Below are 21241 nucleotides of genomic sequence, written 5' to 3' on the forward strand. Positions count from 1 at the left end.
GGGAGAAAAGCCGACCAGCTCGCGCTCTGCTCCCTCCCCTGCTTGCAGGGGAGGGTCGGGGTGGGGTAAAGCTCTACAATACGCGGATGCCCACGCCCGATTCCCCCGATCACGCCGCCCCCGAATACATGCGCCGCATCCGCAGCTTCGTGCTGCGCGAAGGACGCATGACGCCGGCGCAGCAGCGCGCGTTCGACACGCTGTGGTCGCGCTTCGGCATCGACTACCGGGGCGCCCCGCACGACTTCGCGGCGAACTTCGGCCGCGCGGCGCCGCTGGTGCTGGAGATCGGCTTCGGCAACGGCGAGGCGCTGGCCTGGGCCAGCGAGCACGACCAGGCGCGCGACTTCATCGGCGTCGAAGTGCACGGCCCCGGCGTGGGCCGGCTGATGAACGCGCTGGCCGCACGCGACGCCGGCAACGTGCGGCTGTACAAACACGACGCAGTGGAAGTGCTGCAGCACGAGATCGCCCCTGCCGCCTTGTCCGAAGCGCGCATCTGGTTCCCCGACCCGTGGCACAAGAAACGCCACAACAAGCGCCGCCTGATCCAGCCCGAATTCGCCGCCCTGCTCGCCTCGCGCATGGCCCCCGACGGCCTGCTGCACCTGGCCACCGACTGGCAGCCCTACGCCGAGTACATGCTCGAAGTGATGGAAGCCGCGCCCGCCTGGCGCAACCAGCTCGGCCCCGGCCAGTACGCCGAGAAACCGGAGTGGCGCATCGAGACGCACTTCGAACGGCGCGGACTGAAGCTGGGGCATGGGGTGTGGGATTTGTTGTATCGGAAGGTTTGAGCGAAGAGCGACCCCACCCCAGCCCTCCCCTGCAAGCAGGGGAGGGAGCAAGGCGCGCTCCGACTCTGCTCTCTTCCTGCATGCAGGGAAGAGCACAAGCGATTCTGCTCCTCCCCCTGCTGGCAGGGGGAGGTTGGCGACCAAAGGGAGTCCTTTAGGTGAGGGGGTCAGGCTTCCGACTTTTCCTCCAGTACCCGAAAAATCTCCGCCACCACGTCCTCGGTGCGCAACAGCACGTCGTCGTTCCAGAAGCGCAGTACGCGATAACCCTCGCGCTGCAAGGCTTCGGTGCGCCGCCGGTCGTACGCCAGCGCATCGAGGTGCTGCCCGCCATCCAGCTCGACCACCAACCGTGCTGGTACGCAGACGAAATCCGCGATGTAGCCGGCCAGCGGACACTGGCGCCGGAACTTGTGGCCGGCCAGTTGCCGGTAGCGCAGGGAGTGCCACAGGCGGCGCTCGGCATCGGTGCAGTCGTTGCGCAAGCGGCGGGCATTGATCCATATACGCTGCATGGCTGAGCCTCTTCCGATCTGAGGCGAAGAGCTTTACCCCCTCCCAGCCTCCCCCTGCCAGCAGGGGGAGGAGCAAAGCGTCGTACTCCATCCCCTGCGCCCAAGGTGAGGGCTGAGCGCTGTGCTCCCTCCCCTGCAAAGCAGGGGAGGGCTGGGCGACCGCAGGGAGTCCTTCAGGTGAGGGGTTCGCTCTTGGCCTCCGGTTCACCAGCAACCATGCTGCCCCGCTTATACTCACGCTCATCCACACAGGGACGAATCGTCGCAGCGTGAAGCTTCCACTGCCCCGCCGTATCCACCGTAACCGGCTGCCCTGCAGGGACGTCAGCTAGTGGCACTCTCGCTCACCCCCGAAATGATCCTGGTACTCGGGCTGGTGGGTTTCACCATGCTGATGCTGGTGCTGGAGTGGCTGCGCGCCGACATGGTGGCGTTGCTGGTGGTGGTGGTGATCGGCTTGACCGGGCTGCTGCCGTCCGAGCGCGTGTTCAACGGTTTCGCCGGCAACGCGGTGATCGCAATCATCGCGATCATGATCATGGGCGAGGGGCTGGACCGGGCCGGCGTGCTCAACGCCACCGCGCAGTTCGTGGTGCGCATGTCGCGCGGCGCGGAATCGCGTCTGGGCGTGGTGATCAACCTGGTCGCCAGCCTGTTCAGTTCGGTGATCCCCAGCCAGGCGCTGGCCGCGCTGATGATCCCGGTCAGCAGCCGGCTGGCCGCGCGCACCGGCGTGCCGTTGTCGAAGCTGCTGCTGCCGATGGCGTTCTGCATCCTCACCGCCACCAACACCACGCTGATCGCCAACTCCTCGCTGATCGTGCTGAACGACCTGATCGCCAGCGCCAACGCCAACCTGATGCCGGGCGCGCACACCATCCCCAAGTTCGGCCTGTTCAGCGTGACGCCGATCGGGCTGGCGCTGGCGGCGGTGGGCGTGCTGTATTTCTACCTGTTCGGACGCAAGCTGCTGCCCGGGCACGAGGACGAACGGCTGAAGGTGACGCCGGGCCGTACCGAAAGCTATTTCGCCGAAACCTACGGCATCGGCGGCGAGACGGCCGAGCTCACCGTCAGCGCGGAAAGCCCGCTGGTCGGCATGAGCATCGGCGAGGTCGAGCAACTGCACGAAGCGCCGCTGATCCTGGCGATCAAGAGCGGCAACGATGCACGCATGGCACCACCGGCCGACCATGTGATCTGGGTCGGCTCGGTGCTGGGCGTGTTCGGCCCACGCGAACAACTGGCGCAGTTCGCCAACAACCAGTTGTGCCGGCTGTCCTCGCGCATGCGCCAGCTTGGCGAACTGTTCAACCCCACCCGTGCCGGCATTTCCGAAGTGGTGATCCCGCCGGTGTCGCGCTTCATCAAGCACACCGTGGCCGAGCTGCGCCTGCGCAAGCGCTTCGGCATCTCGGTGCTGGCGGTGACCCGCGGCGACCACGTGTTCCGCGACGACGTGCGCGCGGTCAGCCTGCGCGCCGGCGACACCGTGGTGCTGCACAGCAACTGGCGCGACCTGGCGCTGGCCGCGGAAGACAAGGACCTGGTCGTCGTCACCGACATTCCGAAGGAGCAGCAGCGCCCCGGCAAGATCTGGCAGGCGGTGGGCTTCTTCCTGTTTGCCCAGTGTCTGGCGTTGTTCACCAACCTCGACCTGTCGATCGCGATGATGACCGGCGCCATCGCGATGCTGCTGACCGGCGTGCTGAACATGGACGAGGCGTACAAGGCGGTGAACTGGAAAACCGTCTTCGTGATCGCCTGCCTGATCCCGCTGGGCTGGTCGATGGACGCCACCGGCACCGCCGCGTGGCTGGCGCAGCAGGTGCTGTACTACCTGGGCAACTCCTCGCCCTACCTGCTGCAACTGGTGCTGGCGGTGCTCACTTTGCTGTTCTCGCAGGTGATGTCCAACGTCGGCGCCACCGTGATGATGGTGCCGATCGCGATCAGCGTGGCCGTCGCCACCGGCGGCAATCCGTCGGCCTACGCGCTGATCGTGGCGGTGTCCTCCTCCAACACCTTCCTGCTCAGCTCCGGCCACCCCGCCCTGATGATGGTCACCGGCCCCGGCGGCTACAAGAGCAAGGACTTCCTGCGCGTCGGCCTGCCGCTGACCGTCCTGGTCCTCGTCGTCACCCTGCTCGCGATCAACTTGATGTTCCACTGATCGGCCCGGACTCCGCCCCGCTTCGCGGGAGCGGGAGCAGGCGACGACGCAGAGCGGGCACCGACCTTCCGTTCGCCCCGAGCCTGTCGAAGGATGGACGGAAGAGCACGGCGCACTGTATGCAAGCAGCGCCTGCCCATTAGACTGGCCACTGCTCGCGGGAAGCTAGACAGGCTTATGCAGACACCAACGTTGACCTCTACCAGAATCGCGATTGTCGGGCTCGGCTATGTGGGGCTGCCGCTGGCGGTGGAATTCGGCAGGCAGTTCGATACCCTCGGCTTCGACATCAGCAGCGAGCGGGTCGACGAGTTGCGTGCGGGCCACGACCGCACGCAGGAAACCTCGCCCGAGGAATTCGCCGCTGCCAGCCGGTTGCGCTTCAGCACCGACATCGACGACCTTGCCGGCTGCAACGTCTTCATCGTCACCGTGCCCACGCCGGTCGACGAAGCGAACCGGCCCGACCTCAGTCCGCTGGAAAACGCCAGCGCCAGCATCGGCCAGGTACTCAAGCGCGGCGACGTGGTGATCTACGAATCCACCGTCTACCCCGGCACCACCGAAGAGATCTGCGTGCCGGTGCTGGAGCGGGTCTCGGGGCTGCGCTTCAACCAGGGTTTCAGCTGCGGCTACAGCCCGGAACGGATCAACCCCGGCGACAAACAGCACCGGCTACCCACGATCACCAAGATCACCTCCGGCTCCACGCCCGACACCGCCGACTTCGTCGACGCGCTGTACCGCCGCATCATCACCGCGGGCACGCACAAGGCGTCCAGCATCAAGGTGGCCGAGGCGGCCAAGGTCATCGAGAACACCCAGCGCGACGTCAACATCGCGCTGGTCAACGAGCTGGCGATGATCTTCAACACCATGGGCATCGACACCCAGGATGTGCTGGACGCCGCCGCCACCAAGTGGAATTTCCTGCCGTTCAAGCCCGGCCTGGTCGGCGGCCACTGCATCGGCGTGGACCCGTACTACCTCACGCACAAGGCCACCATCCTCGGCTACCACCCCGAACTGATCCTCGCCGCGCGCCGCATCAACAGCCGCATGGGGCTATACGTGGCGCATCAGGTGATTCGCCTGATGGCGAACAAGCGCATCCATGTGGTCGGTTCGCGCATTCTGGTGCTGGGCCTGGCCTTCAAGGAAAACTGCCCCGACCTGCGCAACACCCGCGTGGTGGAAATCGTGCGCGAACTCGAAGCCACGCACGCCCAGGTGGACGTGTACGACCCCTGGGCCGATCCGCTCGAGAGCCGCCAGAAACTCGGCGTCACCCTGGTCGATACGCCCGCTGAACACGCTTACGACGCCATCGTGCTGGCCGTGGCGCACCGGGATTTCCTCGGCCACGGCGACGAAGACATCCGCCGCTACGGCCGCGAGAACTGCGCCGTGTTCGACATCAAGAGCCTGCTGCCCACTGCCGCTGTCGACGGACGGCTGTAAGGCCAACCTGCGGCATCTTGCACGGTCGGCGTGAATGGGGAGACGTGCTTGCGCATCATGCTTCCCGCACCAGCTTCACCTCGCCGGCTTCCACCTGCACCGCCACCGCGCGCAGATGTTCGCCGCGACACGGGCCGGCGATGCACAGGCCGTCGCCACGATTGAAGGTGGCGCCGTGGACGGCGCAGATCAGGGTGTCGTTCTTCAGCAGGAATTTGCCGGGGGCATAGTCGAGGCGGCGCCCCGCGTGCGGGCAGACGTTGAGGTAGCCGTGCACCTGGTCGCCGCGGCGCAGCAGGATCAGGCTTTCGTCGCCGTCGGCCAGACTGGCGTCGACAGCGGTGGCGCCGCCGTCGGGGATCTCGTCCAGCCGGCACAGCGACTGCCGGTCCAGCGATTCGACGGGGGTAAATGTATCCATCGGCACTTGCCTCGCGGGGCGGATGGCCCCATGGTTGCTCGCGTAAGTCGTTGATTTTACCACACGGATTTTTAACACATGTATTTCGCCATGCCTTCCATGCGTCGTCCCCGTCATCCGCTGGCCCGTGCCCTGTCGCTGCTGCTGGGCGTGGCGGTGCTGGGCGTGCTGCTGGTGTTCGGGTTGGTGGTGGCCGGCGTGCTGCTGGTCGGCGGCGTCGTGCTGCTGGCCGTGCGCCAGTGGAAGCAGGGCCGCGCGCCGGCGAAGCCGGCGGCGTCCAACGCGCAGCCGGCCGTGCTGGAAGGCGAGTTCGTGGTGATCCGCCAGGGGCGCCCCGTCGCGCACTGATCGCGTTTTCGGCAACCCGCTGCGCACAACCGGTACAGACGCGCGGATAATGCGCCGTCCCCACACGATCCACCCCCCATGTCCGATATCCCTGCCTCCGTCGCGGCCGAAACGCCGCGCAGCCTGACCGATCCCCGTTTCCTGATTCCGCTGGCGCTGCTCGCGCTGTACGTGATCTGGGGTTCGACCTACCTGGGTATCCGTTTCGCGCTGGAAAGCTACCCGCCATTCCTGCTGGCCGGCATCCGCTTTCTGTGTGCCGGCGTGGCGCTGTACGGCTTCCTGCGCCTGCGCGGGGTCGCCCCGCCGACGCCGCTGCAGTGGCGCAACGCCGCGTTCACCAGCGTGTTTCTGCTTGGCCTCGGCAATGGCCTGGTGTGTTTTGCCGAACAGCAGGTGAGCTCGGGCATCGCCGCCGTGGCGGTGGCCAGCATGCCGCTGTTCGCCGCGCTGTTCACCGGCATGTACGGCGAGTGGCCGAACCGGCACGAAAGCGTCGGCCTGGTGATCGGCTTTGCCGGCGTGATCGTGCTGAACCTCGGCAGCAGCCTGTCCGGCTCGCGGCTGGGTGCACTGGCGCTGCTGGCCGCGGCCGCCGCCTGGGCCTTCGGATCGGCGTGGAGCCGGCGCCAGGAAATGCCGCCCGGTCCGATGAACACCGCGGCACAGATGGTGTGCGGCAGTTTCGCGCTGCTCATCTTCGCCCTGCTCAGCGGCGAACAGCTGCCGGCGCATCCAAGCCTGCGCTCCACCCTGGCGATCGCCTATCTGGCGGTGTTCGGCTCGATCATCGCGTTCAGCGCGTATCTGTACGTGCTCAAGCGCGCGCGCCCGGCGCTGGCCACCAGCTACGCGTACGTGAACCCGCCGGTGGCGGTGCTGTTTGGCGTGCTGCTGGCCGGCGAGCACGTGGGGCCCTACGACCTCGCCGGCATGGCGATCATCCTGTTCGGCGTGGCGGTGATCACGCTGGCGAAGCGGCGGCGGTAGCTTTGCTCCCTCCCCTGCCTGTCCCTCAAGGGACTTCCTCCGGTCGCAGGGGAGGGTTGGGGTGGGGTTGCTCTTCGCCGTAAAGTCAAAAGCCTCACCCCCTCACCTAAAGGACTCCCTTTGGTCGCCAACCTCCCCTGCTTTGCAGGGGGAGGGGCAAACGAGACGCCGCCTGCGGCGGCACTGGTTTCGCTTCATTGAAGCTAGACCTTGGTCGGCTTGCCCGTGCTGCCGTCGCTGCGCGACGATGTCGCGATCAGCGGCGGAGGCAGCATGAACGCAAGGCAGGACGGATGGATGGCGCGCGCGGCGTTGCGTAGCGCGGCGTGGGCGGAGCGCTGGTTTCCGGATGCGTGGGTGTTCGCCGCGCTGGGCGTGGTGGTGGTGGCGCTGGCCGCTTTCAGTTTCGGCGCCACGCCGACGGCGACGGTCAACGCGTTCGGCGACGGCTTCTGGAGCCTGATCCCGTTCACCATGCAGATGGCGTTCGTGGTGATCGGTGGCTACGTGCTGGCCACCGCGCCGATAGTGGCGCGCTTCATCGACGTGCTGGCGCGGGCACCACGTACGGGGCGCGGGGCGATCGTGTACATCGCGCTGGTCAGCATGTTGGCGTCGCTGCTGAGCTGGGGTTTCTCGCTGGTGTTCGGCGGGCTGCTGGTGCGCGCGCTGGCGCGGCGCGAGGACCTGCGCATGGATTACCGTGCGGCCGGCGCAGCGGCGTATCTCGGCCTGGGCGCGATCTGGGCGATGGGCCTGTCGTCGTCGGCGGCGCAGCTGCAGGCGAACCCGGCCAGCATGCCGCCGGGGCTGCTGGCGATCACCGGCGTGCTGCCTTTCAGCCAGACCATCTTCCTGTGGCAGTCGATCGTGCTGACCGCGGTGTTGATCGTGGTGTCGCTGCTGATCTGCTGGACCACCGCGCCGTCGGATGCGAACGCACGCACTTCAAAAGAATTCGACGTGGGCGAAACTTCGACGCCGGCGCTGCCGCCGCGCACACGGCCGGGCGAGTGGCTGGAATACAGCCCGCTGCTGTCGCTGGCGATCGGCCTGCTGGGCCTGGGCTGGCTCGGCCACGAATTCGCCAGCAAGCCGGCGGTCACCGCGATCGCCAACCTCAACACCTACAACTTCCTGTTCCTCACCCTGGGCATCCTGCTGCACTGGCGGCCGCGCAGCTTCCTCGACGCGGTGAGCCGCGCGGTGCCGAGCACCTCTGGCGTGCTGATCCAGTTCCCGCTGTACGGCGGCATCGCCGCGCTACTCACCCACGTGCCCGGCGCCGATGGCGCCACCTTGGCGCACCGGCTGTCGAACCTGTTCGTGCAGGTGGCCGGCACCGAGAGCTTCCCCGCGGTGATGGGCGCGTACTCGGCGATCCTCGGTTTCTTCGTGCCGTCCGGCGGTGGCAAATGGCTGGTCGAGGCACCGTACGTGATGCAGGCGGCGAACGACCTGCACGTGCACCTGGGCTGGGCGGTGCAGGTGTACAACGCGGCCGAGGCGCTGCCGAACCTGATCAACCCGTTCTGGATGCTGCCGCTGCTCGGCGTGCTGGGACTGAAGGCGCGCGACGTGGTCGGCTACACCTTCATCCAACTGGTGGTGCACGTGCCGCTGGTGCTGGGCATGCTGTGGCTGCTCGGCTTGACGCTCACTTATGTGCCACCGGTGATGCCATAGACGCGCGCAGGAGCGCACAGGGTGCGCTCCTGCCGCATGGCGTTACAACTCGCGCAGTGCGGTGGTCACCGGCAGCCGCGCCGCGCGCACGGCGGGGAACAGGCCGCCGACGAAGCCAATCGCCATCGCCCACTTGATGCCCAGCCACAGCAGTTCCGGCGATACCTTGAACTGGAACACCACCTGGCTGAAGTTCGCACCGAGGGTCGACGCGGTGTAGCCGTTGAAGATCAGCCAGCTGATCAGTCCGCCGAGCACGCCGCCGAGCAGCGCCAGCAGCATGGTCTCCATCAGCACCGAGACCACCACCGGCAGGCCGCGGAAACCGATCGCACGCAGGGTGGCGATCTCGCGGGCACGCGCGGCGATCGCGGCGAACATGGTGTTGAGTGCGCCGAAGATCGCGCCGATCGCCATGATCACGCCCACGGTGATGCCGACGACGCGGATCACCTTGGTCAGGTTCTCGGACTGCTTGCTGAAGTACTCGCGGGTGGTGCTGACGTCGACCTTCAAGCGCGGGTCGCTGGACAGCGCGGCCTTGAACGCATCGAACGCCTGCGGCGAGGTCAGCCGTACGGTCACGGATTGCGCGCTGCTGCCGCGGCGATAGGCCGAGGCCACCGTCTGCGCGTCGCCCCACAGCTCCGAGTCGTGCGAATCGCCGGAAGTGAACTCGCCCACGATGGACCATTCCTGCCCGGCCAGGCGCAGTTGCCTGCCCACGTCCAGCCCGGCGAACTGGCGCATCGCGCCCTGCCCCACCACCAGCTCGCGCAGGCCGGGCTTGAAGCGGCGGCCCTGCACGATCTTCACGTTCGGCCGCAAGGTCCATGCCTCGTCGCCGACGCCGCGGATCGGCACGTTCGCCTCCACGCTGGCGTCGCTGCGCTTGGGCAGGTTGGCGACCACCGACTGTTCGGCCGACGCCACCGGCTTGCCGTCGGCACTGCGCGCCACGCCGGGCGCCTGGATGACCACGTTGACGCTGTCGCGGTCGAGCACCGAGTTCAACTCGGCATTGGAGCCGCCGCGCAGCACGATCGCGGTGTCGTCCGAGCCGGTCTGTTGCAAGGTGCTCTGGAAGCCCTCGCCCATCGCCAGCATCGCCACCAGCACGCCGACCACGCCGGCAATGCCGACCACCACCACCAGCGAGGCGCCGATGCGCTGGCGCAATGTGCTGATGCCCACGCCGGTGATCGAGAGCGTTTGCCGGCCACGCCGGGTCAGCACCAGCCACAGTGCCAACAGCACCACCAGCAGCAGCACGGCGGGCCACGGCAACCTGGACCAGATGACCAGGCCCGCGATCACGATGGCGACCAGGCCGAGGCCGCGCAGGAATGACTTGAATTTGCGCATGATGGATTCTCCTCAGCGGCCGGCCAATGCATCGACAATGTTCAACCGCATCGCCCGCCACGCCGGCAACGCACCCACCACCAGGCCGATCAGCACCATCAGGCCGAGGCCCATCGCCCAGCTGCCGGCACCCACCGGCGGCAGGTTGATCATGCCGCCGCTGCCCTTGCCGATGGCAGGCGCCAGCACGGCGGCCAGGCCCAACCCGATCACGCCGCCGATCAGCAACAGCAGCACCGATTCGGCCAGCACCAGCCCCAACACGCTGCGGCTGGAGAAGCCCATCGTCTTGAGCACCGCCAGCTCGGACGTGCGTTCGCGCACCGCCTGCGCCATGGTGTTGGCGGTCAGCAGGATCAGGGTAAAGAACACCGCGCCCATGATCGAGCCGACGATCAGGCCGATGTCGCCCAGCTGCTTGGCGAACGAGGCGCTGAAGGCCTGTTCGGTCTGGGTCTTGGTTTCGTGATCGGAGTTGGCCGACAGCGCGTCGATCGCATGCGCCACGCGATCGCCCAGCGCCGGGTCGGCCAGCCGGTCGATGTACCAGCCGACCGTGCCGTTGCCGAACGCGTTGGCCTCGTCGAAATATTTCCAGTGCAGCATGAACATCTGGTCGAGCCCGTTGGCGGCGCCCTTCTCGACGGTGAAGATGCCCTCGATGTCGAAGGTCCAGGTCTTGGAGCCGTTCTTCTGCGGGAAGATGGTCGACTGCAGCGGGATCTTGTCGCCCACCTTCCAGCCGTACTTCTGCGCCAGCTTGTCGCCGATCACCGCACCGGTGCGGTTGTCGTCGAAGGCCTTGCGCTGCCCGGCCGGCAAGTGGATTTCCGGATACAGGTCGAGATAGTTCGGGCTCACCGCATAGCTGAACACGAAGTTCTTCGGGTCCTGGTAGATGCCGCCGAACCAGTTCGCGTGGCCGACGTCGCGCACGCCGGGAATCGCGGCGATGCGCGTCTTCAGCGATTCGGGCAACGGCTGGATGATCGAGTAGCGCGACGAGGTGACCAGCCGGTCCACGCCGGCGATGCTCTGGTTGCCGGAGTCGAACGCGGTACGCACCGCGTCGAGCATGCCGAACAGCAGGAACGCGGCGATGATCGACACCAGGGTCAGCAAGGTGCGGGTCTTGCGCCGGAACAGCGCGGCCCAGATGAGATGAAGGTATTTCATGGCCGCCTCCTCACGCCGTGGCCTGCTCGACGAGCGTGCCCTTGTCCAGGTGCAGCGTGTGGCTGGCGTACTCGGCGGCTTTCGGATCGTGCGTGACCATCACGATGGTCTTGCCGTGCTCGCGGTTGAGTTGCTGCAGCAGGCCAAGCACATCCTCGGCGGACTGCCGGTCGAGATCGCCGGTCGGCTCGTCGCAGACCAGCAACTCGGGGTCGGAGACGATCGCGCGGGCGATCGCCACGCGCTGCTGCTGGCCGCCGGAAAGCTCGCCCGGCTTGTGGCTGGCGCGATCGGCCAGGCCGACCAGCTGCAGCGCGATGGCCGCGTTCTTCTTGCGCTGCGCCGCCGACAATTTGGTCAACAGCAGCGGCAGTTCCACGTTGCGCTGCGCCGACAGCATCGGCATCAGGTTGTAGAACTGGAAGATGAAACCCACGTTCGAGGCGCGCCACTTCGCCAGCGCGCCGCCGCCGAGTTGGTCGATGCGCTGGCCGCCCACGCTGATGCTGCCGGCGCTCGGCGCGTCCAGCCCGCCGATCAGGTTGAGCAGGGTGGTCTTGCCCGAGCCGGACGGGCCCATCAGCGCGAGGAAATCGCCTTCGGCAATATTCAAGTTGACGTGGTGCAGCACTTCGACTTTCTGCTTGCCGCGCTCGTAGGTCTTGGCAAGGTCCTTGATCTCGATCAGCGTGGACATGGCAGGCTCTCCGGTGAATGTGAGGGGGTGCGCCCTACGGCGCCTTGATCTGGACGTCCGAACCGTCGTGCAGTTCGGCCGGCGGCGACACCACCACGCTGTCGCCCGGCTTCACCGCTGCAGGCAGCAGGCGCAAATCACCATAAGTCTGCGCGGCGGGGTTCACCGTGCGCTGGCGCACCCGGTTGCCGTCGAGCACGAACACCACGCTGTGACCGCCGCGCTGCACAATCGCCGTGGCCGGCACCAGCACGCCTTGCGGCACGCTGGCGCTGGCCTTCGTTTTTTCTTCCAGGAACGACACCCGCGCGCCCATGTCGGGCACCACGCGGGCATCCTTCTTTTCCAGCGCCACGCGCACCTTGATGGTGGCCTTGCCGCGATCGGCGGTGGGCACGATGGCGACCACGTGGGCGGGAATCTTCCAGTCGGGGTAGGCGTCCAGCACCGCGTCGGCCGGCATGCCCGGCTTGACCCGGCCGATGTAGGCCTCGTTGACGTCGACGTCGATCTCCAGCGAGTTCATGTCGACGATGGTGCCCACGCCGGTGCGGGTGAAGCCGCCGCCGGCGGATAGCGGCGAGAGGATTTCGCCGACCTGCGCGTCCTTGGTGGTGACCACGCCGCTGAACGGCGCACGCACCACGCAGTAGTCGAAGTTGACCTGCGCCACCGCGGCCTGGGCGTCGGCGGCCTTGGCCTGCTGCTGCTGCGCATTGAGCTGTGCGCGCAGGCTGTCGACCTGGGTGCGCGCCTGTTCGGCGGCCTGCTTCGACACCAGCCCGCGGACGACCAGCGATTCCAGCCGCGCGGCGTCGTGGCTGCCCTGCGTCAACTGCGTCCGGATCTGCGCCACCTGCGCATGCGCCGAGTCGGCCTGCGCCTTGGCCGCTTCGAGCTGGGCCTTGTAGCCGCTGTCGTCCAGCCGCGCCAGCACCTGGCCCCGGGTGACGTGGTCGCCTTCCTCGATCAGCACTGCGGTCAGCGTGCCGGTGATCTGCGCCGACACCGTGGCCTGGCGCCGTGCGGTGATGTAGCCGGTCGCCTGCAGCACCGCGCCCGCCTCGCTGCCGGCGCTGGGCGCCACCGCGGTGGCGGTCTGCACGGTCACCGCGCGATGGCCGAAGAACAGCTGCGCGGCGCCGCCGAGCAGCAACAGCAGCACGACGATCGCGCCGCCGATCCACAGCCAGCGTCCCGGGTTGCGCCCGTGGTCCTCGCGCTGATGGCGTTCGATGCGCAGTTCTTTCAGCAGTTCTGCGTTATCCACTCGTGCTCCCCGCCCGGCGCTGCCGGCTGTTTGGTGAGTGCAAGATTGGCTGATCGAAAACCGCGCGATCAGGGTGCAGGATCAGCCATCGTCGGTGACAGCTGTCATCCGGCCTGCGCCAGCGGCCTACTGTAACCCGGGCTTTGCTACGCTAGCGCGCATGAACTACATCATCGACGCACCCGCCCTTCCCAGCCTGCCGGTCATCGGTTCCGACCGGCGTTTTCCGATCCGCCGGGTGTTCTGCATCGGCCGCAACTACGCCGAGCACGCGCGCGAGATGGGCGCCACGGTGGACAAGTCCACGCCGATGTTCTTCTGCAAGCCGGCCGATGCGGTGGTCGGCGACGGTGCCGATGTGGCGTACCCGCAGGCCACGGCGGATCTGCATCACGAGGTGGAAATGGTAGTGGCGCTGGGCGCCGGCGGCCACGACCTCAGCCCCGAGCAGGCGGCAGCGCTGGTGTGGGGCTATGGCGTGGGGCTGGACCTCACCCGTCGCGATCTGCAGGCGCAGGCCAAGGCCAAGGGCCATCCGTGGGACGTGGCGAAGGGCTTCGACCATTCCGCCCCGGTCTCCGCGCTGCGCCCGGCCGATGCGGCAACCGTGGGCGCGCAGACCGTGCTGCGGCTCAGCGTGAACGGCGAACTGCGCCAGCAGAGCACGCTGGGCGAGATGGTGCACGACGTGCCGCACATCCTCGCGGCGCTGTCCACGCTGTTCGAGCTGAAGGCCGGCGACCTGGTCTTCACCGGCACGCCGGCCGGCGTTGCTGCGTTGCAGCGCGGCGACCGCTTCCATGCCGAGTTGGTCGGCGTGGCGGAACTGCACGGCCGGATCGTCTGAGCTTCCACGAAGCCTTCATCTGTTCGCGCATACCTTGCGTTGTCGCGTTACATTCGACACGCCATCCGGCCCAACCAAGGGGAGTACCAGCAGCATGAGCATGATCAGCGAATTCAAGGCCTTCGCCATGCGCGGCAATGTCATCGACCTGGCGGTCGGTGTAGTCATTGGCGGCGCCTTCGGCAAGATCGTCAGCTCCCTGGTCGACCAGATCATCATGCCGCCGATCGGCTGGCTCACCGGCGGTATCGACTTCAGCCAGCTGAAGTGGGTGCTCAAGCCGGCCGACGTCACCGACCCGGCGCATAAAGTGGCCGAAGTGGCGATCCAGTACGGCGCTTTCATCAACACGCTGATCCAGTTCATCATCATCGCGTTCGCGATCTTCATGGTGATCAAGGGGATCAACAAGCTCAGCCGCAAGCAGGAAGAAGTGCCTGCCGCGCCGCCGGCCGACGTGGCCCTGCTGACCGAGATCCGCGATTTGCTGAAGAACAAGCCATAACGAAAGAGGCCACGGCTTCGCAGGGCGGGCACTGCCCGCCCTGCGGGGTTCTCTGCCACCCATGACTTCTGGCCTAAGCGGCAACCGGCAACCACGCCATAATCGGGGTTTACCCAGCGGAGTCCCCCGATGCGCCGTCTTCCCCTCACCCTGCTCGCCGCCGGCCTGCTGGCCAGCGGCATCGCCAGCGCCGCCACCACCACGATTCCCGCCACGGCCGTAAAGACGGCCGAACAGCTGCGCGACAAGGCGCTGCACGACGACACCGCGTACAAGGTCACCGCATCGCTGACCACCGAGGTCGGCGCGCGCATGGCCGGCAGCGAGGCCGACCGCCGCGCGGTCGACTGGGCCGTGGCGAAGTTCAAGGAGCTCGGCTACGACAAGGTCTACACCGAAGCGGTGACGTACCCGCTGTGGGTGCGTCGCAGCGAGCACGCCGCGATCGTGGCGCCGTTCCCGCAGCCGCTGGTGCTGACCGCGCTGGGCTATTCGGCCGGCACGCCGAAGGGCGGGCTGACCGCCGAGGTGGTGAAGTTCGACACGCTGGATGCGCTGAAGGCAGCCGACCCGGCCAGCATCCGGGGCAAGATCGTTTACGTCGGTTACCGCATGGAGCGCGCGAAGGACGGCCACGGCTACGGCATGGGCTCGGCCGTGCGCACGACCGGTGCGGTGATCGCCCAGGCCAAGGGCGCCGCCGGTTACCTGCTGCGCTCGGCCGGCACCGACGCGCAGCAGCGCGCCGCGCATACCGGCGTCACCGGTTTCCGCGATCCGGCCAAGGCAATCCCTGCCGCCGCGCTGACCAATCCCGACGCCGACCAGCTCGAGCGCGTGCTGGCCTACGGCAAGCCGGTCACGCTGAAGCTCGACCTCGACTGCGGCGTGGTCGGCGAATACACCGGCGCCAACGTGATCGGCGAGATCACCGGCCGCAAGCACCCCGACCAGGTGGTGGCGATCGGCGGCCACCTCGACTCGTGGGACCTGGGCACCGGCGCGATCGACGACGGCGCCGGCGTGGCGATCGCGATGGCCGCCGGCAAGCTGATCCGCGACCTGCCGCAGCGGCCCGACCGCACGATCCGGGTGATCGCGTTCGCCAACGAGGAGATGGGCCTGTGGGGTGGCCGCGCCTACGCCGACAAGCACGGCGCCAAGGTGGCGAAGTTCCAGCTCGGCACCGAGTCCGATTTCGGCGCCGGCAAGATCTGGCGCATGAGCGCCAGCGTGAAGCCCGAGGCACGCGATGCGATCGGCCAGATCGCCAAGGTGCTGGAGCCGGTCGGCGTGGCCTACGACGCCACGCGTCCCGGCGGCGGCGGTTCGGACCTGTCGCAGATGCACGCCAAGGGCATGGCCGCGCTGTCGCTGACCCAGGACGGCACGAAGTACTTCGACTGGCACCACACGCCGAACGACACGCTGGACAAGATCGATCCGGCCGAGCTGGCGCAGAACGTGGCGGTGTACGCGGCGTTCTCGTACATGGCCGCCCAGGCCAACGGCGACTTCGGCTCCGCGCCGGGCGCGTTCGCGAAAGACGGCGCCGGCGAGTAATGGGCTCTGCTCCCTCCTCTGCTCGCAGGGGGAGGGAGCACGGCGTCGCTACTTCGCGTAATACGCGCCCGACGCCACCAGCGGTTCGGGGATGCAGAACGTCTTCGACCGCACGGTGATCGCGATCGGCACCAGCACTTCCTTCTCGACGCCGCCCACGCTGGCGCACGAGGTCTCCGCCGGCAGCTGGTAGTGGATGATGCGCACGGTGTATTGCGGACAGACGTCCGAACAGGGGAATTCGGCGACCACCGGCACGTTGCGGTAGCGGCCCAGTTCCACCGTGGTGTTCATCAGCGCGGCCTTGTCCCACGGCTGGCCGGCCCAGGCCTGCAGGGCGGCGGCGTCCATCTGCGCGGGGGTGCCGGCGCAGGCGCTGGCGCCGATGGCCATGCCGGCGACGGCGGCGAATACGGTGACAATCGATGTCAGGCTGCGCATGCTCGCTCCCTCGATGACGGAGCGGCCAGCCTAGTCGCGGACGGCTGAACGCCGCAAGCTACCGTGCCGGCGACGTTTTGCCCGATCGCTGGAAGCGCTGCTGCAGCTGGTCCATGTAGATGTAGATCACCGGCGTCAGGTACAGCGTGAGGATCTGCGAGAACACCAGGCCGCCGACCACGGCCAGGCCCAGCGAGCGACGCACCTCGGCGCCGGCACCGATGCCCAGCGCGATCGGCAGGGTGCCGGCCATCGCCGCCATGGTGGTCATCATGATCGGGCGGAAGCGCACGCGGCAGGCGTCGGAGATCGCCTGCGCCGGCGACATGCCTTCCTCGCGCTGCCGTTCCAGCGCGAAGTCGATCAGCATGATCGCGTTCTTCTTGACGATGCCGATCAGCATCACGATGCCGACGAAGGCGAACAGGTCCAGCGAAGCGTTGAAGATCACCAGGGTCAGCAGCGCGCCGACCGCCGCCGCCGGCAGGCCTGACAGGATCGTCAGCGGATGGATGAAACTCTCGTACAGGATGCCCAGCACCAGGTAGATCACGAACACCGCGAGCAGCAACAGCATGCCCATGCCCTGCATGGATTGCTGGAACGCCTGCGCGGTGCCCTGCACGCTGCCGCTGATGGTCGCCGGCAGGCCCATCGTGTCCATCGCGCTGTTGATGCGGGTCACCGCATCGCTGAGCGACACGCCCGGCGCCAGGTTGAACGACACCGTCACCGCCGGCAGCTGGCCCTGGTGGTTCACCGTCAGCGCCTGCGGCTCACGGGCGAAGCTGGCCACCGCGCTGAGCGGCACCAGGCTGCCGCTGTTCGAGGTGACGTACAGCTGCGACAGCACCGCCGGGTCGTTCTGCAGCTTGCGTTCGACCTGCAGGATCACCCAGTACTGCGTGGCCGAACCGTAGATGGTGGAAACCTGGTTCTCGCCAAAACCGATGCCCAGCGCTGTCTGCACCTGCGCCATGGTCAACCCCAGCGGCGCCAGCTTGGCGCGGTCGACCTTGACCACGATCGACGGGCTGTTGAGATCCAGGTCGTTGGTGACGTCCTCGAAACCCGGCAGCGCGGCGAACGCGCGAGTCACCTTGCCGCTCCACTCGTATAACTGGTCGAGGTTCACCGACTGCAGCGTGTACTGGTATTGCGCCTTGGATTGCCGCCCGCCGATCTGGATCGCCGGCGCGTTCTGGATGTAGCTGCGGATACCCGCCACCGTCGCCAGCTTCGGTCGCAACTCCTGGATGATGCCGTCCGGGCCGAGCTTGCGTTCGTGCGCCGGCTTCAGCAGCAGCAGGATCGAACCGTTGTTGATCGTGCTGCGCGCGCCGCCCGCGCCCACGGTGGACATGTAGCCGGCGATGTTCGGATCCTTCGCCACGATGTCGACCAGCTGCTGCTGGCGCGCCAGCATGCCTTCGAACGACACATCCTCCGGCCCTTCCGTGTTGACGCGCAGCTGGCCGTTGTCGCCGGCCGGGATGAAATCCTTCGGCGTCACGTAGAACAGCAGCGCGGTGGCCAGCAGGCTCACGCCGAAACCGGCCAGCACCAGGCGCGGGCGCTCCATGCACCAGCGCAGGCTGCTCGCGTAGCCGCGCTGCACGGCGCTGAAGCCGCGGTCGAAACCGGCGATCAGCCAGTTCTTCCTGCTCTTGTCAGAGTCGCCATGGTCGTGCGCCTTGACGAAGCGGCTGCACAGCATCGGCGTCAGCGTGATCGCGACGATGCCGGAGATCAGGATCGCCACGCTGATCACCACCGCGAATTCATGGAACAACCGGCCCACGATGCCGCCCATGAACATCACCGGGATGAACACCGCGATCAGCGACAGCGTCATCGAGAAGATGGTGAAGCCGACCTCGCCGGCACCCTGCAGCGCCGCCTCGTACGGCGGCACGCCCGCCTCCATGTGGCGCACGATGTTCTCCAGCATCACGATCGCGTCGTCCACCACGAAGCCGACCGCCAGGGTCAGCGCCAGTAGCGAGAGATTGTCCAGGCTGTAGCCCAGCGCGTACATCACGCCGAACGTGCCGAGCACCGAGATCGGCAGCGCCACCGCCGGGATCAGCGTGGCGGACAGGTTGCCGAGGAACAGGTAGATCACGAACACCACCAGCGCGCCGGCCAGCAGCAGGGTGAACTGCACGTCGTCGACCGAGTCGCGGATCGACTGCGAGCGGTCGTACAGCGTGTCCAGCGTGATCGACGGCGGCAGCCCAGCGCGGAAGCTGGGCAGCACCGCCTTGATCCGGTCCACCGTGGCCACCGTGTTCGCGCCCGGCTGGCGCTGGATCGCCAGCACGATCGCCTGTTTGCCGTTGTACGAGCTGACGCGCTGATCGTCCTGCACGCTGTCGCGCGCCTGGCCGACGTCGCCCACGTGCACCGGCGCGCCGTTGCGGTACGCCACCACCACGTCGTTGTAGGCGGCCGCGCGCAGCAGCTGGCCGTCGCTGCGGATCGGCAGTTGCTGGCGCTTGCCGTACAGCGAGCCGGTGGACTGGTTGACGTTGGCGTCGGCGATGGCGTTCTGCACCTGGTCGATGCCGATGCCGGCGGCGGCCAGCCGGTCCGGGTCCACGCTGATCCGCACCGCGTATTTCTGCGAGCCGTACACGTTCACCTGGGCCACGCCGTCGATCATCGACAGCTGCTGCGCCAGCTCGGTCTCGGCGTACTCGTCGACCTGGGTCAGCGGCATCGTCGACGAGCTCATCGCCAGGTACAGGATCGCCGCGTCGGCCGGGTTGACCTTGCGGAACGTGGGCGGCGTGGTCATCTCCTTCGGCAACTGGCGCAGCGCCGAGGAAATCGCCGACTGCACGTCCTGCGCCGCCGCGTCGATGTTGCGGTCCAGCTCGAAGCTCAGCGTGATCGAGGTGGAGCCGAGCGCGCTGGTCGAGCTCATCGAGCTGATCCCGGCGATGGTCGACAGCCGGCCTTCCAGCGGCGTGGCCACCGCTGACGCCATCGTCTCCGGCGAGGCGCCGGGCAGGCTGGCGCTGATGCTGATGGTGGGGAAGTCGACGTTCGGCAGCTCGTTCACCGGCAGCTGCGGATAGGCGACGATGCCGAACACCAGCAGCGCCGTCATCAGCAGCGTGGTCATCACCGGGCGGCGGATGCAGAGCTCCGGAATATTCATCCGATCACCCCCGCTTGACGGTGGCGGCGCTGCCGTCGACCAGCAGCATCTGGCCTTCGGTCACCACCTGCTCGCCGGCTCTCAGGCCCTTGTCGATCACGGTGCGCCCGGCGCTGGTCGGGCCCGGGGTGACGTAGCGCTGCTGCACCTTGCCGTCGGCACCGAGCACGAACACGAAGTTGCCGCTGCTGGAACTCTGCAGCGCATGCACCGGCACGCTGACCACGTTGGCCAGGCGTGTGGTGGGCAGGCTCACCTGCACGAACTGGCCAGGCGTGAGGCGGTGGTCCGCGTTGTCGAAGCGCGCCTTCAGCACGATGGTGCCGGTGGTGGCGTCGACCGCGTTGTCGATGAATTCCAGCGTGCCGGCCAGCGGCGTGCCCTTGTCGCCGGAGACGGTCACCTGCACGGCGATCGCGCCGTTGGCCAGCGCGGCGCGCACGGCGGGCAGACTGTCCTCGGGGATGTTGAACGCCACGCGCACCGGCTCGACCTGGTTGAGCACCACGATGTCGGTGCTGTCGGCACTGATCTGCGCACCCGGCCACACCAGCGGCGCGCCGGCGATGCCGTCGAACGGGGCGACGATGCGCGCATAGTCGAGCTGGGTCTGCGCCAGTTCCTGCGCGGCCCGGTCGCTCTGCAGGGTGGCGCGGGCCACCGCCAGGTTGGCCTGGTACAGGTCGTAGTCCGCCTTGGAGACGAAACCCTTGGCCAGCATGTCGGCATAACGCCGCTGGTCGGCCTGCGCCTTCTGCAGCAGCGCCTGGTCGCGCGCCACGCTGCCGCGCGCCTGGTCCAGTTGCGCCTGCAGCAAGCGCGGGTCGATCTGCGCCAGCACGCTGCCCTTGCGCACCAGCGCGCCGGGCGTGAACGACAGCGACTCGAGCTGGCCGGAGACCCGCGCGCGCAGGCTCACCGTCGACCACGCCTCGACCCGGCCCACCAGCTTCAGCGACAGCTCGACGTCGCCCCGGGTGGCGCTGGCCACCTCGACCGGCACCGCCGCCGGTGCCTTGGCGGCCTTGCTGCTGTCGCCGGCACCGCGCCCGAAGTGCATGGCCAGGGCGATCGCCAGCAGGACAGCCACCACAAGGACGATTTTTTTCCAGGACATGCGCGGGGGTTTCTCGATCTTCGCGCCACGCGCGGTGGCGCTGGCGGGGTTGTTGCGCGGTCGGGGAACCGCAGGGCCGGTGACCATGCACCAAGCTCGTTACAACGCGTGTGACGGCTTCAGGTTGACCCGCCGGAAGACACGCCAAGCTCCCACTATGCCGCGGATTCCGCCGCGCACGACCCCGACCTATGGCACTGGTCAGTGCCGCCACATGCGCGCATCAGGGGGTGCCGTCGCCCTGCTCCAGCGCCTGCAGGTTGTCCTTGATCCGGCCGATCACCGCCAACGCCTGCTGCAACTCGTCGTGGCCGATGCCGCGGGTGGCGTCCTTGCGCAGCTCGCGCGCGATGATCTCCATGTCGCCCACGATCACGCGCGCCTGCTCGGTGACGTACAGCCGCCACGCACGACGGTCCTTCGGGTCCGGCCGGCGCTCGACGAAGCCGGCCGCCTGCAGCCGGTCGATCACCCGGCCCACCGCGATCGGTTCCATTTCCAGAAACTCGGCCAGCTCGGTTTGCCGCAGGCCCTCGCGGTGGTACAACACCTTGGTCGCGCGCCACTGCGCACGAGTCAGCCCGAATTTCACCGCGCGCCGGTCGAAGTGCTTGCGGAACAGCAAGGTCACGTCGCTGAGCAGATAGCCGAAGGAAATGTCTTCCGTTTTCGCCATGACCCGTTGCCGCCCCACCGCGTCCGA

19 protein-coding genes are annotated in these 21241 nt (G+C 67.7%); 9 read left to right on the forward strand and 10 right to left on the reverse strand.

The window, feature by feature from the left end; genetic code table 11:
• Nucleotides 1-86: 86 nt before the first annotated feature.
• Nucleotides 87-797: a tRNA (guanosine(46)-N7)-methyltransferase TrmB gene (gene trmB, locus ASG75_RS08065; protein WP_056387678.1), complete on the forward strand. Its 711-nt coding sequence runs from the start codon at nt 87-89 to the stop codon at nt 795-797.
• Between the two features lie 167 nt (nt 798-964).
• Here the strand turns inward: trmB and ASG75_RS08070 are convergent, their stop codons facing one another.
• Complete coding sequence (locus ASG75_RS08070; protein ID WP_056387681.1) at nt 965-1312, reverse strand: DUF559 domain-containing protein; 348 nt, start codon at nt 1310-1312, stop codon at nt 965-967.
• A gap of 355 nt (nt 1313-1667) precedes the next feature.
• Between ASG75_RS08070 and ASG75_RS08075 the strand changes: the two genes are divergently transcribed.
• Nucleotides 1668-3485, forward strand: a complete 1818-nt coding sequence (locus tag ASG75_RS08075) for an SLC13 family permease (protein WP_056389161.1) — start codon at nt 1668-1670, stop codon at nt 3483-3485.
• Nucleotides 3486-3662: 177 nt separating this feature from the next.
• On the forward strand, nt 3663-4946 hold the full coding sequence (locus ASG75_RS08080) for a nucleotide sugar dehydrogenase (protein ID WP_056387684.1): 1284 nt from the start codon (nt 3663-3665) through the stop codon (nt 4944-4946).
• 55 nt (nt 4947-5001) lie between these two features.
• Here the strand turns inward: ASG75_RS08080 and ASG75_RS08085 are convergent, their stop codons facing one another.
• Nucleotides 5002-5367 (reverse strand): Rieske 2Fe-2S domain-containing protein, encoded by a 366-nt coding sequence (locus tag ASG75_RS08085; protein ID WP_056387687.1) that lies wholly within the window; start codon nt 5365-5367, stop codon nt 5002-5004.
• Between the two features lie 78 nt (nt 5368-5445).
• On the opposite strand from ASG75_RS08085, the gene ASG75_RS08090 reads away from it, so the two are divergent.
• The 3 genes from ASG75_RS08090 to ASG75_RS08100 all read left to right on the forward strand — a co-directional run bounded on the left by ASG75_RS08090 (nt 5446) and on the right by ASG75_RS08100 (nt 8391).
• The gene (locus tag ASG75_RS08090) at nt 5446-5715 is read left to right on the forward strand and encodes a hypothetical protein (RefSeq protein ID WP_056387690.1); all 270 of its coding nucleotides are present in this window, start codon (nt 5446-5448) and stop codon (nt 5713-5715) included.
• A 78-nt stretch (nt 5716-5793) separates the two neighbouring features.
• Nucleotides 5794-6705: a drug/metabolite exporter YedA gene (gene yedA, locus ASG75_RS08095; protein ID WP_056387693.1), complete on the forward strand. Its 912-nt coding sequence runs from the start codon at nt 5794-5796 to the stop codon at nt 6703-6705.
• Nucleotides 6706-7002: 297 nt separating this feature from the next.
• The gene (locus ASG75_RS08100) at nt 7003-8391 is read left to right on the forward strand and encodes a TIGR00366 family protein (protein WP_056389164.1); all 1389 of its coding nucleotides are present in this window, start codon (nt 7003-7005) and stop codon (nt 8389-8391) included.
• A 42-nt stretch (nt 8392-8433) separates the two neighbouring features.
• Here ASG75_RS08100 and ASG75_RS08105 read toward each other — a convergent pair whose 3' ends face one another.
• The 4 genes from ASG75_RS08105 to ASG75_RS08120 are packed head-to-tail and all read right to left on the reverse strand — an operon-like array spanning nt 8434 to nt 12899.
• The gene (locus ASG75_RS08105) at nt 8434-9756 is read right to left on the reverse strand and encodes an ABC transporter permease (RefSeq protein WP_056387695.1); all 1323 of its coding nucleotides are present in this window, start codon (nt 9754-9756) and stop codon (nt 8434-8436) included.
• A 12-nt stretch (nt 9757-9768) separates the two neighbouring features.
• Complete coding sequence (locus tag ASG75_RS08110) at nt 9769-10932, reverse strand: ABC transporter permease (protein WP_056387698.1); 1164 nt, start codon at nt 10930-10932, stop codon at nt 9769-9771.
• Between the two features lie 10 nt (nt 10933-10942).
• Nucleotides 10943-11629, reverse strand: a complete 687-nt coding sequence (locus tag ASG75_RS08115; RefSeq protein WP_056387701.1) for an ABC transporter ATP-binding protein — start codon at nt 11627-11629, stop codon at nt 10943-10945.
• A gap of 34 nt (nt 11630-11663) precedes the next feature.
• Nucleotides 11664-12899, reverse strand: a complete 1236-nt coding sequence (locus tag ASG75_RS08120; protein ID WP_056387704.1) for an efflux RND transporter periplasmic adaptor subunit — start codon at nt 12897-12899, stop codon at nt 11664-11666.
• A 160-nt stretch (nt 12900-13059) separates the two neighbouring features.
• On the opposite strand from ASG75_RS08120, the gene ASG75_RS08125 reads away from it, so the two are divergent.
• From ASG75_RS08125 to ASG75_RS08135, 3 genes are all read left to right on the forward strand, one after another.
• Nucleotides 13060-13746 carry a fumarylacetoacetate hydrolase family protein gene (locus ASG75_RS08125; protein ID WP_056387707.1) on the forward strand — a complete coding sequence of 229 codons (687 nt, stop codon included), beginning with the start codon at nt 13060-13062 and terminating at the stop codon, nt 13744-13746.
• Nucleotides 13747-13840: 94 nt separating this feature from the next.
• Nucleotides 13841-14251 carry a large-conductance mechanosensitive channel protein MscL gene (mscL, locus tag ASG75_RS08130; RefSeq protein WP_056387712.1) on the forward strand — a complete coding sequence of 137 codons (411 nt, stop codon included), beginning with the start codon at nt 13841-13843 and terminating at the stop codon, nt 14249-14251.
• 129 nt (nt 14252-14380) lie between these two features.
• Entirely contained in the window at nt 14381-15814 is a 1434-nt protein-coding gene (locus tag ASG75_RS08135) for a M20/M25/M40 family metallo-hydrolase (protein WP_056387715.1), read from the forward strand.
• A gap of 48 nt (nt 15815-15862) precedes the next feature.
• Here ASG75_RS08135 and ASG75_RS08140 read toward each other — a convergent pair whose 3' ends face one another.
• From ASG75_RS08140 to ASG75_RS08155, 4 genes are all read right to left on the reverse strand, one after another.
• The gene (locus ASG75_RS08140) at nt 15863-16255 is read right to left on the reverse strand and encodes a hypothetical protein (RefSeq protein ID WP_056387718.1); all 393 of its coding nucleotides are present in this window, start codon (nt 16253-16255) and stop codon (nt 15863-15865) included.
• Nucleotides 16256-16313: 58 nt separating this feature from the next.
• Nucleotides 16314-19421, reverse strand: a complete 3108-nt coding sequence (locus tag ASG75_RS08145; protein WP_056387722.1) for an efflux RND transporter permease subunit — start codon at nt 19419-19421, stop codon at nt 16314-16316.
• Nucleotides 19422-19425: 4 nt separating this feature from the next.
• The gene (locus ASG75_RS08150; RefSeq protein ID WP_056389166.1) at nt 19426-20538 is read right to left on the reverse strand and encodes an efflux RND transporter periplasmic adaptor subunit; all 1113 of its coding nucleotides are present in this window, start codon (nt 20536-20538) and stop codon (nt 19426-19428) included.
• A gap of 223 nt (nt 20539-20761) precedes the next feature.
• Nucleotides 20762-21214, reverse strand: a complete 453-nt coding sequence (locus ASG75_RS08155) for a MarR family transcriptional regulator (protein WP_056387725.1) — start codon at nt 21212-21214, stop codon at nt 20762-20764.
• Nucleotides 21215-21241 lie beyond the last annotated feature (27 nt).

The organism is Rhodanobacter sp. Soil772 (genome assembly GCF_001428385.1).
GTDB lineage: Bacteria > Pseudomonadota > Gammaproteobacteria > Xanthomonadales > Rhodanobacteraceae > Rhodanobacter.